This window comes from Bradyrhizobium huanghuaihaiense, from assembly GCF_007830635.1.
GTDB lineage: Bacteria > Pseudomonadota > Alphaproteobacteria > Rhizobiales > Xanthobacteraceae > Bradyrhizobium > Bradyrhizobium huanghuaihaiense.
This window is the reverse complement of sequence record NZ_VLLA01000008.1, coordinates 110,788-125,013: the sequence shown is the minus strand read 5'-3', so window position 1 is coordinate 125,013 and position 14,226 is coordinate 110,788. Positions and strand designations below refer to the sequence as shown.

The window sequence follows — 14,226 nt, the reverse complement described above, 5'->3', positions numbered from 1 at the left end:
ATGCATATTCCCTTTGCGGCAGCTGGTTGCTACATCGCAAGAGTGGAGAGGACCGGTGACCTTGAGGTTTCCGCCAGCAAGGTCCCGTCGGAGAGCTATTGAACGAACTCGGTAGCAACGAGTTGTCCCTGATGCCTAAACGCAAATCACCATCCACGGGCGCAATGAGCATGCAGCCTGTCGAGCATAGCTCGACAGCGCCAACCCAGCTGGCTATGGCGCCAACGGTCGGCGAGCAACACAGGACGCCACTTCCGAAAGAACAACAAGCAAGGGCGGATGCAGTCCGCACCGCGAACGCAAGAATGATGCGGCGCAATTCCCTGCGGACGCAGCGTCAAGCGCAGAAGGGCTAGTGCAGGCCGACAGGTTGCCTGTTCAGTTGCTGGAATCGATCGCCCGGTCCAGGTCGCGAAGGTACGATAGTCCGTGCACCGTCAAGCGGTGCTGGTCTTTTTCGCCGCCGATGTACAATTTCATCAGATGCTTGGAAAGACATTCACGGGCGCCCTTCGTCTCGGAGCGGTCCGCAAGGACGCCGTATATGCTTAGCGCGCGATCAACGGGGACGATGTTCATTGGATTAACTCATGGGACCGTTTCAGCTCTGAGAAGGTAAGGTTCGCTGCTTCGTATCGTTCCAAGAAATAGCCCGTCTCATGATGCGATTTTGAGCGCGAAGTGATTGCGCCCCTCGCTCTGTGATGCACAAACGCCGCCAGGCGGAAATGATCCCCTGACGGCGTTGCATGAGGCTGAATGCTAAATCCCTTTCACGAGAACTGGTCCGGGACTTCGGAAAAGGATCAACCGACCAAAAGCGGCTTGACCTTCTGCCGGAACCAATGTCGTCGGCGCAACTTGGTGACGGGTGACCGGATGCATGTGCCCCCAAGCATCCGATGAAATGACGGCCTCAGCTCGTCCCCCCGCGCGCTGGGGCCGTTCCTTGGAACGGTGCTTCTAGTCGCGCTCTCTCAGCAGGGGCTTCTCATGCAAGACCGCACTCAACAGCGAATTGTGGACCTCAATGTGCCCATTATAGCTGATGAGGCCCAGCCTGCGAAACTTGTTCATGAAATAGCTGACCCGGGATCGCGTGGTCCCGATCATTTCAGCCAATGTTTCCTGACTGATGTTCACGCTGATCGGCTGCGGGCTCCCTTCCTTGCCGAAATTCGCGAGCAGCAACAGCAGCCGAGCAAGCCGCCGCTCACTCGAATTGAATAGCTGGTCGATCAGGTCCTCCTCAATCCGACTGTTCCGGGTCAGGAGGTATGACATGAATAGCTCTGAAAATTTCGGCTCGTCACGAATAGCCGACATCATGGCTTCCTTGGTGATCGACGTGATGACGCAATCTTCCATCGCTGTTGTCGTAGCGATGCGTAACGGGTGACCATTCATGCATCCTTCGCCAAAGAACTGGCCGGGCTCCAGAATTGCGACGACCGCTTCCTTGCCCTGCTCAGACACGACCGTTAGCTTGACTTTGCCTCTTTGAATGTAAAAAACGGTGTCCGCGACGTCGCCTTGCTGGAACACATGTTGGTTCTTGGGAAGTTCGAGAATCGTTTTCCCCGCGCCCACTTTGGCGAGAAACGTTTTGGGGTCAAACATCTCCTTGGTTGGCTTCGCCACGGGAGCCTCCTTTGACTCAGCGAATTTGCTCGATTTCGGTTGGCTGCCAAGCGCCAAGCCTTTCGAGCCGAGCGGCGAGCTGCTGCTTTAGCCAACTGATCACTTTTCGGGGCTTGCCCCGTTTCGCAGACATTACCCCCTGATTGCCCGCAGTTCTACGGAGAAGGCCCGCCTTTTTGAGCCCCTCGGTTCGCTGTGCGCCGGGCGACATCGCCTGCGCTTCCTCAAGCGCGTCAATCGCTCTCGCGTGCAGGCTGCGGCTGTCACTCACCAGACCAGTTGCGACCGTGACGATGTGAGCATGATCGCACTTGGCGCACTCAAGTGCGCGGATATCGAAGCCGGATGGCCCTGCTCCAAATGCATCCTCGCGTTGCATTTTGGACAATGCGGTTGCTGGCTGGGCGAGGAGTGAGACGCGGGACGAGAAATAAGTCTTTGCCATCAACCGTCCACCTGTGCACGTCTACCCAGCCCAGAGATCGGCGTGGGAAGGCAGTTTGCCATTCCGAGTTGAGGACGCGTCCTATGTCTTGGATCGCGGTCAGCCGGTCACTTTCGGTGCGCCGTTGGGCTTTTTCGGTATCAGCCATTTCCTCATGTCAGCGGCAAAGCCAAGTTGTTCGGCTTTTCTGATGGCTTCGGATCGCATCGATCCGGCCGGCAACTTCTCTGCCCGTGCCAGAGCCTCAGATGCCCGGGCAGCCCAATCGTGACTACCGAGATCGTTGCGCGGCAGCTCTGTCATGTCATGATCCTTACTGCGGCCCTCGCAGGTGGCTGTGTTCCCAATCGACAGCACCGGACTTCATCGGGTCGGCGGCTATCTGCGCCTCATGAATATGGGCGCACCTGATGCAACGCAGGGTCCAGTGCTCGAACCGAGCATGGGCCACCGCAACGTTTCGCACCTCTGTACGCGACTGCCATTTGGGACAACGAGGCTGCGCCGCCGCGCGAGGTGATAGGGTCTTTGCTTGTGATCGGGCAAACTTGCCCCCTGTGGGACAGGGCGGGCGCACTGTCCAACTCTCTGTCACCGATGGGTGCCAACGGTCGGCGGTGATCACAGCAGTATCGACTCGGAGCGCGGCCCGCTGGTCAATATTGCTCACTCATGAGAATTTGACGGGATGATTGTAATCAGCTGTAGCGGCGAGCCTCTTTGAGAGACACGAGCGTTAGACGCCAACCATTGCCAACTAGCGCGGTCTTTTCGTACCAGTTTATTTGTGCCCTGGGCTCGTTATTCGAACCTTTGGTCCCCATATCTATGTATGTCTGATCAACCATCGAAGTTGGTCGGAATGGGCCGAGACTTTCAACGAAAGGGGCCCGGCATGTTTAAATCTCAGCAATATCGTGCAAAGGCAGTCGAGTACGGCGAACTGATTAAGCGTTCGATCGGTCCGGCTGAGATCCGTAAATTTCAACAACTGCAGGACCGACTTGCCTCGCTCGCGGATAACGAGCAGGGTCTGGCGGACGACTATGACAATGCAGTGCACGTTGCGGAGCAGGACGGATCGAGCGGCGCAGCCCTTGCGGCCGAAGAAGAGCTCGTTTTGCGTTGTCTCGGCGCGGCCATCATCATGCAATGGAACGCCCTGCCGACGACGCTGCGGCGAGAGATCTTCGACACCGCCGGGTCGGTCGGCAAGTTGTTGGAGACGGCGGCGCTCCGCGGGCAAATCGCGCGATTTCTGCATAAGCACAAGGATGATGCCGGTCGTAGCAAACTGCCTTTAACAGAAGGCACGCCTAGCGATGTGAGAACGGTCGCTCTGGCTCTGTCACGGTGGGACAACGAGGGAGGCGCAGTCCGCGACGTGGCTGCCGATGAAAATAGACGTCGATAACAGGAGGACTCCCATGTCATTTACACAGTTTCGAGTTGATGACGGACCACACACCATGGACGGGCTACGGCTTTTTGCTCTGGATGGAAATGAACGGGTCGAGGCGTTCATGGGCCGGAAGGTGATGGACGTTTGGGCGGAGTCTGTCGAGCATCGTGGAGGACGACAAAGTCTGTTCCGCGATCAATACAATGCGCTTGGCAGGCTGAACCTTGCCGCACTTCAGCGGATTGTGAGCGCGAAATACCAGCGAGGCGCCGCATTCAACCGCCAGCATCCTTTTGTCGAGGTTCTATTCTCTGACATTACGGAAAGCGGCGAGGCTTTGGATCTAAGTGAACTCGTTCGGGAGGCGTTGCCGCCAGCATTTCATAGACTGGCCTGAGACCTGGATCACGAGAGTCCCGCGACTGGAGTCATGTGCGCTCAGTACCACAATCGTAGAAGAATGACCTGCGCTTGGCGATAAGCAGAGCCGTGAAACCACAGCTCGGTCGTGGCGGCAAGATCCTGGAGGATCAGTACAATACGGTCTCGACTCACAGTACATTCAACAACAATTCGGGGAACAAGATCGATATCGACCCCGACAAAAGTGCCCAATGCGATCCGGAATGCCTCCTCGGTGGCAGCTCTCTTGATCAGCAGGATGGCCATCGTCGCCGAGCCGAAGCTCCGGCCGCCGGCGGACACATGGCGCCCGAGAATGTGGATGCCGACGCCGGGACCGGGAGGAACCGATGTTCATTCGGGTACGAGATTCCCATTTTCGCTCTATCGTCAAGGCCGTCAGTTGGAGGATTACCGGTAGTATCGACACCTTCGTGCTGAGTTTCATCTTCACGGGCAGCGTAAAGGTTGCAGGCTCGATCGCCGGCGCTGAAGCGATCACGAAAATGATCCTCTACTATCTTCACGAAAGAGCCTGGTCCGTCATTCTCTGGGACCAGCGAGGTCCTACCGGTGGCGAGTCCAGCTCAACCTGATTCGCGCTTCGGCTCACTGCGCAAGAGCGACTTCGGCCTATTTAGCGGTTGGAGGAGCGAGCGTCGACCGACATAGGTAAGTTCTGCAAAGCGTAGAACAGGAAGATTGCGGTTAAATTCTCTCTCTCGCGCGTCGACACCGCCTGCGCCTGCCCCGATAGGCGATCTTTCTGTAGGCCTCGTTGGTGCTCTCTCGCAAAGCGATCAAAGTGAGCAGCTGTGTATTGAGATCCTTTGAAATGGATTGGAGGTAAAAAAGCTTATCGTCGAGTGACTGCATCGATCCGCCAACCCCCATTTTGGCGAAATATGACCTGAAACTCTTACAGCTGCTGGTCAATATTGACCACCCCCCGGATCAATAGATAGCCGTTTTGGTCGCGGGAAGGTCAATTGGTTTCATCTTCCGCAACGAGGTGACCCAAAGCGGGAGTTATTCATCAGGTGCAGAATCGGCGTAGCGTGCTGGCATCCTCGAGCGGATTGCTTGTCCGAGCGCTACCCAAAGACGGCGACGCACCGAAGTCATCGCTTCCGCAAGTCAGTGCCGGCGGTGAGCCCCGGGGGCGGAGGGGCACGTCCTGAGTCTTTAGAATATTGCCCAAGTTAGGACAGGCAATACTCTCAAACGGCTGGAACGATTGATCTTGGGACTTCTTGGTCCTCCGCAATCGGAGATCTTATCTTCGAGAACCAAGCCCACTGACCGGTCGACATTTTGCCCCAATGCCCGGCGGAAGGCTTAGCGGCCTCAGATGCCCCCGCACTGAGGCCGTTGCCTTGGCCGAGGCGAAGGTGTTCACGTGGTGCGCAAAACGACTTGACGAACTGCTTCAGGAACATCGCGAGCAGCCTGTGCCTTGACTAGCGGATCCGGTCGAACTTGGCGTCGCCTCGAAGGTGTCAGCGCTACAAGTGCCCTCTAACTGACAACCTCGACGATAGAGCGGGAATGAAAATCTCGTGCCCGATAAACATCAGTGCTTCCCGCTTCCCTTCTGGTCCATGATAGACAAGGTCGTCACCGCCTAGGTCTTGCCCGGCACCGCTTCGGCCTCGATAGCGGCGACAAGCTCGGGCGCAAGGTGCGCGGACAAACGCTGAATGATGTTGAGTAGCTGCAAGATTTCTTGCTCGCGCAAGGCGTCAATCTTGTTGTGCAACAATTCGATCTCGAGTTCAGCCTTCACATTTATTCGATAGTCGTGTTCTGCGTGCCTGCGGTCAATCTCGGATTGACGGTTCTGGCTCATCATGATGATGGGCGCCGCGTAGGCTGCTTGGAAAGAAAGAACCAAGTTCAGCAAGATGAAGGGATAAGGGTCCCAATGGTTGATGAATGCGATCATGTTCAGAATGATCCAAATGCCGAGTAGCACGCTTTGGATAATGATGAAGCGCCAAGAACCAACTGTTTCAGCAACCCGGTCGGCAAGCATCGCGCCCGGCGTCAGTGCGAGCTTGGGTAAGTTGCGGGCTGGCTTTTGCGCCCGAAGTTCTCGCAACCGCTCCTGGTCTTCGGGACTTAGGTGCACTTTGTGGCTTTGCTCGTTGGTCATTCGTTAAATCCACAGTCAGTTAGGAGGGCCATGACAATCGGGTACAGGGCGTTTTGAGATGAGAAGGGGCTGATTGGGGTGCCTCGCGCTGAGCCAGCAGAATAAGTTTACTACGTTGACGCGGAGGCGGAGAAGGCGGCGGGCGACTTGCCTGTGGTCTATCTGGTCAGCGCGGCGATCAGGCGGATGCAAGTGGTCCCGTCACTCGAGGATCATTTACGCCAGGGAGAGGATTTCCAAGTACCATTTTATCGGCGGACTGGGGCGACTTGGTTGACGAGCGGATCACGACCTGCTGCAGTGATGCTACCCTCCGAACGACATCCCCAGTTAGCTGCTGAGTGCCCCGAGGAAACTCTCGCGCCATGCCATAATGCTATTGCGGCGCAGCACCGCCATCATGGCCCCCCAACGCTCGCATCGCTCCTCAAGTGGCATCCCCAGCGCTGTCCGCAATGCTTCGGCGACGGCGTCGGGGTCATAGGGGTTGGCGATCACGGCAGCGTCGAGTTCATAGGCCGCGCCCGCGAAGGGCGAGAGAATGAGCACGCCGGGGTCATCGGGGTTCTGTGCAGCGACATACTCCTTGGCAACCAGGTTCATTCCGTCGCGCAACGGAGTGACAAGAGCGACGCGACTGAGCCGAAAGAAGCCAGCGAGCGAGCGCTGGGAAAAGCTCCTGTTCAAATACTGGATTGGCGCCCAGTCGAGTTCCGCGAAGCGTCCGGCCACGTCGCCCGCCAGCGCACCGAGCCTCTGCCGCAGCGCACGGTATTCAGGAACGTCGCTGCGCGTTGCGGTGGCGATCTGCAGCAAGCGGACGTGGTTGCGGTATGTGGGATAGCCCTCGAGAAAGGCGGCGAACGCTTTGAACCGGTGCTCGAGACCCTTACTGTAATCCAGCCGGTCCACCCCAATGATGAGCTTGCGCCCCCGGAGACTCTCCTGCAGCCGGCGTGCCGTTCGGGATTTCACAGCGCGACTAGCCATTTCGGCGATCGCTTCAGTATCGATACCAATCGGGAAGGCGCCGGCGCGCAGAACCCGATCGAAAGCGTGAACGTGGCCATCGGACGAAATCGTGCCTCCTGCACGGCGAAGGATGGCGTCATGGAAGGCGGTCAAATCCTCCACCGTCTGGAAGCCGACGAGATCGTAAGCGCACAGTGATTTCAGCAGGTCGCCGTAGTGAGGAAGGGTCGCCAGCACCCCCAAAGACGGAAACGGCGTATGCAAGAAAAACCCGATCCGCTGTGTGGCGCCGGCGCGGCGAAGTTCCTCGGCCATCGGGATCAGATGGTAGTCATGCACCCAGACGAGGTCACTCGGGCTGAGCAGGGGCGCGAGGGCGTCGGCGAGCACGGCGTTCACCCGTCGATAGGCGGCCAAGTCCCGGCGGGTAAAGTTCATGAGGTCAAGGCGATAGTGGAATAAGGGCCACAGTGCCGCGTTGGAGAAGCCGCTGTAGTAGCCGTCATGGTCCGCGCGGGTAAGATCGACGGTAGCGTACGTCACTCCCTCGGTCTCAAAAACGTTCGGCTCTGGTGTTGTTTCTCCAAGCTTGCCACTCCACCCGAACCATAAGCCTCCAGCCTGATGCAGAGCGTCGACGAGGCCGGTCACGAGCCCGCCGCTGCGCTGCGCAGCTTCTGCCGGCAAGGCGACACGGTTGGAGACGATGACCAAGCGGCTCAAGCGGGTTCCCTCCGCACTGTCAGGGTTGCGTCGAGCCGAGCCGCCAAAAGATCTCGGCGAACACGGCAACGCAATGATCGGCGGTGACATCCGCCGGAGCCCACATTCGCTCGGTCCTCGCGCGAAAATCCACAATTCCTTCTACCGGAACTGACGGTCCCGTCATCAGGCAATCTGGGCGGGCGTTACCTGTAAAACATATAGATCTTCCCGCAGTAAATATAGGATACTCTGCCGACGATCTGGATTGTTGGGCGCTGTCTAAAGCTGATCTTCGCCAGGATTTCGACGGCAGACGCCCCGGGTGTGCCTCTCGATCTCAGCCAGTGCGGCGTCGAGCGAGGCGTGCGGCCCTTGCTGTATGCCGGCCATAGTTTCCGATGCGTGGCCCTCCGGATGGATCATGAACTGACGTGGAGCGCTTGCCGTGATGCGCCCCATCGAGCGGCCGAGCAGGTCCGTCAGCTGCCAAACCGTGCCTCCCTCTGCCGGTGTAACGATCACATCCATGGTGAACCTTGAGTCTGTACGCCGCGCGAACAAACCGCTGCAATAACCGATGGGCGAACTACCGAGTTCCGCGGCCGCGGCATTCTCGGTACTGGAAGGATTGGCGCTTCGGATCGCCCCGCGATCGAGCGAATGGCGCTTAATGCCGATATATGCGACTATATAGAATGGTCAAAAAGAAAGGTCGAAGGCCAACGTCGGGAGAAGAAATGGCAACCGCTCTCGACCGTTGGGACGAGGAAGGCGGAGCGCAGGAGTTGGCGTGGCCTTTACCCTATGAAGCCAGCGATTTGCGCGATGTGGAGCGCAGAGTCCTGGAATGTCTGGGTGCCGCCCTTGTCAGCGAATGGAATGATCTGCCTACTGACGTCCAGCGCAGGCTCTTCGAGCACGCGGCCTCGGGCAAATCGCACGACGCCACCGTGTTGAAGACGCGGATCGCCCGTTTCCTGCACGATCATAAAGGCGCTTCGGGCGGGCGCTAACACGACTTTGGCAGATTTGTTCACGCCTTGCTCTTCGCTGACCTGTGTTCTGCAGTATCCGTATCGCGGATCTGATGGCTGAAGAATGAGAGCGACGATGGCGGGACGCGCGGCTGGCAGGTTGGGCTGAGGTGGTGGCCGTCGTTTCATTTTTGCGCCCCGTCTTGGCAATGCGGAAGTGCTGCAAGAAGGCGTAAGCAACCATCGTCATAAGAGCGTGACGATGAAGACCGTGCCAGAACCGTCCCATCGCGCCATGACGGTTGTAGCCAACCGCTGCAAGTCTATCTCGGCTGGTAGATTTGCGAGATAGCATTTCTTCTCTCCGAGTCGCGATGCTTGCCGATCGCCAACTCGCATTTTTTCACTTGGCATCAGCAAGCATTTCGTCCGCCGGCATCTATAACAAATCCGCGATGTGTATTGCCTTGTGTTTGGTGACTTCGCAGCCATCTCATGATAAAGAGTTAGCTAATCTCGGCACAAAGAGCACTGTAAACGGATTGCTTCACTATCGCGCCGATGCAAAGCCGTTTCTGAAGGATAGCCGATCATGACCATGCGCTCCCGACGCGAAACGGTCACCTTCAAGCATCCCTTCCGGATCAAGGGCATCGACCGCCTCCTGCCTCCGGGTGCCTACGAGGTCATCACCGATGAGGAGATGATCGAAGGATTGTCGTTCGAGGCGTTTCGCCGGGTTGCCACTATGATCACGGTGCCGGCGGCGCCGCCGCGCACTTCAACGGTGGAGAGGATTTCCATCGACCCGGTCGATTTGGCTGACGCTCAGCGCATTGATGCCGAAGCGCCTCGCGAGTGACGAGCCACTCGATCTCGACAAGCACCGCTGAATGGCTGCACAAGAAGCGACCGACGTCCGGCGTATTCTGGCGCACGTCGAGAACAACGCAATGCCCCTGCGCGATGGGAAGCTTTCTTAAATTTGATGACGCGGCGTCCAACGACTTTCGCACCACACAGCTGGCCTTCACCGGATCCTTAGCCGCCGCGGTCTTGGCAGCTATTTCGTGATGCTCTGAGCAGAATATCGTTTCGGGACGGTCTTGTACGTCCCCTTGCGGCGGCTTATGTGCTGATTAGCACTCGCTGGCCACGACTGCCATTTCGTCCAAAGCAACAACAACAAGAAAACAGGAGGACAGCATGAAATTCCGTCCGCTTCACGACCGCGTTGTGGTCAAGCGCATTGAGGCCGAAGACAAAACCGCTGGTGGCATCATCATTCCGGACACTGCCAAGGAAAAACCTTCGCAGGGCGAGATCACGGCGGTTGGCCCAGGCGGCCGCGATGAATCCGGCAAGCTGATTCCCATCGATCTCAAGGTTGGCGACCGCGTCCTGTTCGGCAAGTGGTCAGGCACCGAGGTCAAGCTCGATGGTCAGGAACTACTGATCATGAAGGAAAGCGACATTATGGGCGTTCTCACTGAGCTGCCCGCCGCCAAGAAGAAGGTCGCATAGACGCCAGCCAATTTTCCTTATCCTGAGCCGTCCCTGCAGCCCGCGTCTCGAAGGACGAGGCCTGCAAATTCAAGTCCCGCCACTTAAGGGCTCGTCCAGTCGCACGGTCCTTGGATCTGACAGTTGAAAACGGAGATCATGATGTCGGCCAAAGAAGTTAAGTTCGGCGTCGACGCCCGCGACAGGATGTTGCGCGGTGTTGAAATTCTCAACAATGCGGTTAAGGTCACGCTCGGGCCCAAGGGCCGGAACGTCGTGCTCGACAAGTCGTTCGGCGCCCCCCGCATCACCAAGGACGGCGTCACCGTCGCCAAGGAGATCGAGCTTGAGGACAAGTTCGAGAACATGGGCGCGCAGATGGTGCGAGAAGTTGCCTCCAAATCGGCAGATGCAGCTGGCGATGGCACCACCACCGCGACCGTGCTCGCGGCTGCGATCGTCCGTGAAGGCGCAAAGGCGGTTGCCGCCGGTATGAACCCGATGGACCTGAAGCGCGGTATCGACCTCGCGGTGGAAGCCGTGGTCGCCGATCTCGTGAAGAACTCCAAGAAGGTCACCTCGAACGAGGAGATCGCCCAGGTCGGCACCATCTCGGCCAACGGCGACGCGGAGATCGGCAAGTTCCTCTCCGACGCCATGAAGAAGGTCGGCAACGAGGGCGTCATCACGGTTGAAGAAGCCAAGTCGCTCGAGACCGAACTCGAGGTCGTCGAAGGGATGCAATTCGACCGCGGCTACATCTCGCCGTACTTCGTCACCAACGCCGACAAAATGCGCGCCGAAATGGAAGACGCCTACGTCCTCATCCACGAAAAGAAGCTATCTCAGTTGAATGAACTGCTTCCGCTGCTGGAAGCCGTCGTCCAGAGTGGCAAGCCGCTTGTGATTATCGCGGAAGACGTCGAGGGCGAAGCGCTCGCGACCCTGGTCGTGAACCGCCTCCGCGGCGGTCTGAAGGTCGCGGCCGTGAAGGCTCCGGGCTTCGGCGATCGCCGCAAGGCCATGCTGCAGGACATCGCGATCCTGACCGGCGGCCAGGCGATCTCGGAAGATCTGGGCATCAAGCTCGAGAACGTCACGCTCAACATGCTCGGTCGCGCCAAGAAGGTGATGATCGACAAGGAGAACACCACCATCGTCAGCGGCGCCGGCAAGAAGGCCGACATAGAGGCGCGGGTGGCGCAGATCAAGGCGCAGATCGAGGAGACCTCCTCGGACTATGACCGTGAAAAGCTGCAGGAGCGTCTTGCCAAACTCGCGGGCGGCGTCGCGGTGATCCGCGTCGGCGGCGCGACCGAGGTCGAGGTGAAGGAGCGCAAGGATCGCGTTGATGACGCGATGCATGCGACCCGCGCGGCCGTCGAGGAAGGCATCCTGCCGGGCGGCGGCGTCGCCCTGCTGCGTGCTTCCGAGCATCTCAAGGGGCTGCGCACCAAGAACGATGACCAGAAGACCGGCGTCGAGATCGTGCGCAAGGCGCTGTCTGCGCCGGCCCGCCAGATCGCGATCAACGCTGGCGAGGACGGCTCCGTTATCGTCGGCAAGATCCTGGAGAAGGATCAGTATGGCTACGGCTTTGACTCCCAGTCCGGCGAGTACGGCAACCTGGTCACTAAGGGCATCATCGACCCGACCAAGGTCGTTCGTGTGGCGATTCAGAATGCGGCTTCTGTTGCGGCGCTCCTGATCACTACCGAAGCCATGGTGGCCGAATTGCCAAAGAAGAACGCCGGCGGTGGCGGCATGCCTCAAGGTGGCGGCATGGGTGGTATGGATTTTTAAGTCCTACTCGTTCAGAGCTCAACAATAACGAAGGCCCGGCAGAGATGCTTGGGCCTTTTTTGCAGGAACCAGCAAAAAGCGGCCGCCGAGAAGCGTGATGAATTCTCGCCGTTTCACGGATTTCCGTGAGGACGCCTTGTGCAATATCTCAAAATCAGCACTTTGCATTGCAGCCGGGTGGCGGGTGAGAATTGTTACCAAACCAGTCAGGACGCACCCCACCGTTACTGGATTTTGGGAAGTGCATAGCTCCGCCCTGGTTGGTCGCCCCCGTGATTAGACCGAAGACCGCGATCATCTGGGACGCGGGGATCATGAGTAGCAGGCCGGCTACGATCGAGACATCCGGTGCAATAGCGACCACAGCGAGCAGCGGCATAATAGGGCCGAAGGAGCGCTTGTGTAGGCGACCCATCAGCCAGCCCAGGGTAAAGCGATCTTGCCGGTGCCTCGTCGTGCAGCCGCTGCAGCAGGACCGAGGCAGGCACAAACACCCCTTCATCGGCGGGCATTGTCGGCTTCAGCTGGTCGGGGCTCGTTGGGACCCGGTACGCCGGGGACAGGATATTTTGGGAGGCGCCCGGTCGACACAGCCGACCCTGCGAGGGTCAGAGCCGACCCAGAAGTAGCAATACGACGAGGATGACCAGGATGGTACCGATGACCCCCATCCCACCGTGGCCATAGCCGTAGCCGTAGCCGCCGAAGCGGCCGCTGAAGCCACCAAGCAGGAAGATGATGAGGAGGATGATGAGGATAAGTCCGATCGACATTGTCCGACTCCTTTGGTGGGACCTTGTGGATATTGGGTCTCAAGTTTTGTCTGTCTTGCGAGTCGTCGACCTCCTGCAAGAGTCCGCAGGCGACCCCGGATGGGAGGGGCCGATGCAGTTGACCGGATCACAAGGGCGCAGCCGCGCCATCGCGATCCAGTGCGCGCTCGAGCGCGTGTTGAGTGGGAATGGTCTGTGACAGAGGTTGCCACGCCCAAACAGCGTCGCTCGTGCCCTCAATACGGGGCGTAGTATTGGCGGCGATAGGGATACGGGCCGCCGTAGTAATCTGGCGCATAGTAGCCCGGCGCGTAGCCTGGCCCGTAGGCTCCGTAGGCGGCGGCTCCAGCCGCGGCACCCAGGATGCCAAGACCAATTGCGGCCCCCGGAGCGCCGTAGTAGCCGCGACCGCGGTAGTGGCGTCGGTAGTAGACTTCTGTCACTGCGGACGACGAAGCCGCTTGTGTCGGAAGAGTCGTGCTCGGCGAGATCGGAGCTGCCCCCGAAGGCAGCACCGAGGCGAGCGTCGCCGCACCGAAGAGTGCGACCGCAATCGCGTATCTCATTGTCTGCTGGTTCATGGTCGTATCCTCTCGAATTTGGAGCATCTCAAGCGGCAAGTCGATTGCGTGCCGCTGGCCGATAAAGAACCTCGACCCAGGGCGCTCGAGGCGCTGGTGGGGGCGGATCCGAGGATTCGTGGTTCTAGCGAACTCGCAGAGCCGCCTTTGTACTCGCGCCGCGACTTAACCGATTACTTGGCGCAAGTTTTGTCCGCCTTCAAAGCCGCTTCTGCCGAGGCCTTTGTCGTGTGAGCGGCGCCGACAACCTTCATGCTGCCGCCGGCAGCAGGCTGGCTCTCGACGATCTGACACTTCATGGTCGCAGTATCCTGAGCCAGGTAGAACGAGGAGGGCGATTGGCCAACGGTTTTGCCAGTCTCCGCCGCGAACGACGGAGAAGCGAATGCGAGAACAGAGACTGTCGCTAATAGAATTCTTTTCATAGTATCCACCAATTCTTATGCGTCCGGAATCGGACAAAGAATGAACAGGGCAAGCCGACAAGAGTTCCAGCTATCGCCGATTTGTTTGTTTCGTGTGGATTGACGTGGGTCAGCGACAGCCCTGAAAGTCTGTCGACAGGTTATGCCAATCGCCCAATTCCATCCTGCCTAGCGGCGATCCTTCAGCGGGTGTTGCCGTTAGCGGGAATCATTTGGCTATAGCTGCGCTCCTCGCAAACATTCTCTCAATCATCGATGGATGCCGAGAGCAGGGCGGTGAGAAGTATTGTGCCGCAACGCGGCGCGAGCTCAGGGTCAAAATTGCTCATTCAAGAAAATTTAACGAAAGGGAATTTGCCATCAGATTAGGACGGCATCACTGATCGCAATGTCACTCTTTGGCCCAAGCCCCACTGACGAGTAGGCGCAACAGGCGATGCCCATC

At 58.5% G+C, this 14,226-nt stretch carries 18 protein-coding genes and 1 pseudogene; 7 read left to right on the top strand and 12 right to left on the bottom strand.

What is annotated here, in order from left to right:
• Nucleotides 1–378 precede the first annotated feature (378 nt).
• From IQ16_RS18245 to IQ16_RS18230, 4 genes are all read right to left on the bottom strand, one after another.
• Nucleotides 379–579 (bottom strand): hypothetical protein, encoded by a 201-nt coding sequence (locus IQ16_RS18245; RefSeq protein ID WP_018643678.1) that lies wholly within the window; start codon nucleotides 577–579, stop codon nucleotides 379–381.
• Between the two features lie 384 nt (nucleotides 580–963).
• On the bottom strand, nucleotides 964–1,641 hold the full coding sequence (locus IQ16_RS18240; RefSeq protein WP_018643679.1) for a Crp/Fnr family transcriptional regulator: 678 nt from the start codon (nucleotides 1,639–1,641) through the stop codon (nucleotides 964–966).
• Between the two features lie 16 nt (nucleotides 1,642–1,657).
• A complete protein-coding gene (locus IQ16_RS18235) occupies nucleotides 1,658–2,086 on the bottom strand; it encodes a hypothetical protein (protein ID WP_018643680.1) in 429 nt (142 codons plus the stop codon).
• Between the two features lie 99 nt (nucleotides 2,087–2,185).
• A complete protein-coding gene (locus IQ16_RS18230; RefSeq protein ID WP_244433026.1) occupies nucleotides 2,186–2,389 on the bottom strand; it encodes a hypothetical protein in 204 nt (67 codons plus the stop codon).
• A 592-nt stretch (nucleotides 2,390–2,981) separates the two neighbouring features.
• On the opposite strand from IQ16_RS18230, the gene IQ16_RS18225 reads away from it, so the two are divergent.
• Together IQ16_RS18225 and IQ16_RS18220 are read left to right on the top strand one after the other, a co-directional pair.
• Nucleotides 2,982–3,500 carry a hypothetical protein gene (locus IQ16_RS18225; protein WP_018643681.1) on the top strand — a complete coding sequence of 173 codons (519 nt, stop codon included), beginning with the start codon at nucleotides 2,982–2,984 and terminating at the stop codon, nucleotides 3,498–3,500.
• Between the two features lie 13 nt (nucleotides 3,501–3,513).
• Nucleotides 3,514–3,885, top strand: a complete 372-nt coding sequence (locus tag IQ16_RS18220; protein ID WP_018643682.1) for a hypothetical protein — start codon at nucleotides 3,514–3,516, stop codon at nucleotides 3,883–3,885.
• 41 nt (nucleotides 3,886–3,926) lie between these two features.
• Here the strand turns inward: IQ16_RS18220 and IQ16_RS18215 are convergent, their stop codons facing one another.
• Nucleotides 3,927–4,157: a hypothetical protein gene (locus IQ16_RS18215; RefSeq protein WP_145831650.1), complete on the bottom strand. Its 231-nt coding sequence runs from the start codon at nucleotides 4,155–4,157 to the stop codon at nucleotides 3,927–3,929.
• A gap of 83 nt (nucleotides 4,158–4,240) precedes the next feature.
• Between IQ16_RS18215 and IQ16_RS18210 the strand changes: the two genes are divergently transcribed.
• Complete coding sequence (locus tag IQ16_RS18210) at nucleotides 4,241–4,486, top strand: DUF2061 domain-containing protein (RefSeq protein WP_018643684.1); 246 nt, start codon at nucleotides 4,241–4,243, stop codon at nucleotides 4,484–4,486.
• Nucleotides 4,487–5,514: 1,028 nt separating this feature from the next.
• Here IQ16_RS18210 and IQ16_RS46575 read toward each other — a convergent pair.
• From IQ16_RS46575 to IQ16_RS18195, 3 genes are all read right to left on the bottom strand, one after another.
• Nucleotides 5,515–6,045 carry a DUF1003 domain-containing protein gene (locus tag IQ16_RS46575; RefSeq protein ID WP_018648616.1) on the bottom strand — a complete coding sequence of 177 codons (531 nt, stop codon included), beginning with the start codon at nucleotides 6,043–6,045 and terminating at the stop codon, nucleotides 5,515–5,517.
• 330 nt (nucleotides 6,046–6,375) lie between these two features.
• Entirely contained in the window at nucleotides 6,376–7,740 is a 1,365-nt protein-coding gene (locus IQ16_RS18200) for an alpha,alpha-trehalose-phosphate synthase (UDP-forming) (RefSeq protein ID WP_026312942.1), read from the bottom strand.
• A gap of 261 nt (nucleotides 7,741–8,001) precedes the next feature.
• Nucleotides 8,002–8,250, bottom strand: a complete 249-nt coding sequence (locus IQ16_RS18195; protein WP_018273528.1) for a hypothetical protein — start codon at nucleotides 8,248–8,250, stop codon at nucleotides 8,002–8,004.
• 209 nt (nucleotides 8,251–8,459) lie between these two features.
• On the opposite strand from IQ16_RS18195, the gene IQ16_RS18190 reads away from it, so the two are divergent.
• A complete protein-coding gene (locus tag IQ16_RS18190; RefSeq protein ID WP_018648614.1) occupies nucleotides 8,460–8,735 on the top strand; it encodes a hypothetical protein in 276 nt (91 codons plus the stop codon).
• Nucleotides 8,736–8,763: 28 nt separating this feature from the next.
• On the opposite strand, the pseudogene IQ16_RS45665 reads toward IQ16_RS18190, so the two are convergent.
• Nucleotides 8,764–9,089, bottom strand: a pseudogene (locus IQ16_RS45665) (IS701 family transposase); the annotation flags it as partial.
• 199 nt (nucleotides 9,090–9,288) lie between these two features.
• Between IQ16_RS45665 and IQ16_RS18180 the strand changes: the two are divergent.
• The 3 genes from IQ16_RS18180 to groL all read left to right on the top strand — a co-directional run bounded on the left by IQ16_RS18180 (nucleotide 9,289) and on the right by groL (nucleotide 12,002).
• Complete coding sequence (locus tag IQ16_RS18180) at nucleotides 9,289–9,558, top strand: hypothetical protein (protein ID WP_018648613.1); 270 nt, start codon at nucleotides 9,289–9,291, stop codon at nucleotides 9,556–9,558.
• A gap of 344 nt (nucleotides 9,559–9,902) precedes the next feature.
• Entirely contained in the window at nucleotides 9,903–10,220 is a 318-nt protein-coding gene (locus IQ16_RS18175) for a co-chaperone GroES (RefSeq protein WP_018648612.1), read from the top strand.
• A gap of 141 nt (nucleotides 10,221–10,361) precedes the next feature.
• Entirely contained in the window at nucleotides 10,362–12,002 is a 1,641-nt protein-coding gene (gene groL, locus IQ16_RS18170) for a chaperonin GroEL (protein WP_028338372.1), read from the top strand.
• A gap of 154 nt (nucleotides 12,003–12,156) precedes the next feature.
• Here groL and IQ16_RS47630 read toward each other — a convergent pair whose 3' ends face one another.
• From IQ16_RS47630 to IQ16_RS18155, 3 genes are all read right to left on the bottom strand, one after another.
• Entirely contained in the window at nucleotides 12,157–12,504 is a 348-nt protein-coding gene (locus IQ16_RS47630) for an exopolysaccharide biosynthesis protein (RefSeq protein WP_145831649.1), read from the bottom strand.
• Nucleotides 12,505–12,610: 106 nt separating this feature from the next.
• A complete protein-coding gene (locus tag IQ16_RS18160) occupies nucleotides 12,611–12,775 on the bottom strand; it encodes a DUF3309 family protein (protein ID WP_018646276.1) in 165 nt (54 codons plus the stop codon).
• Nucleotides 12,776–13,011: 236 nt separating this feature from the next.
• Complete coding sequence (locus tag IQ16_RS18155; protein ID WP_244635735.1) at nucleotides 13,012–13,341, bottom strand: hypothetical protein; 330 nt, start codon at nucleotides 13,339–13,341, stop codon at nucleotides 13,012–13,014.
• Between the last annotated feature and the right edge of the window lie 885 nt (nucleotides 13,342–14,226).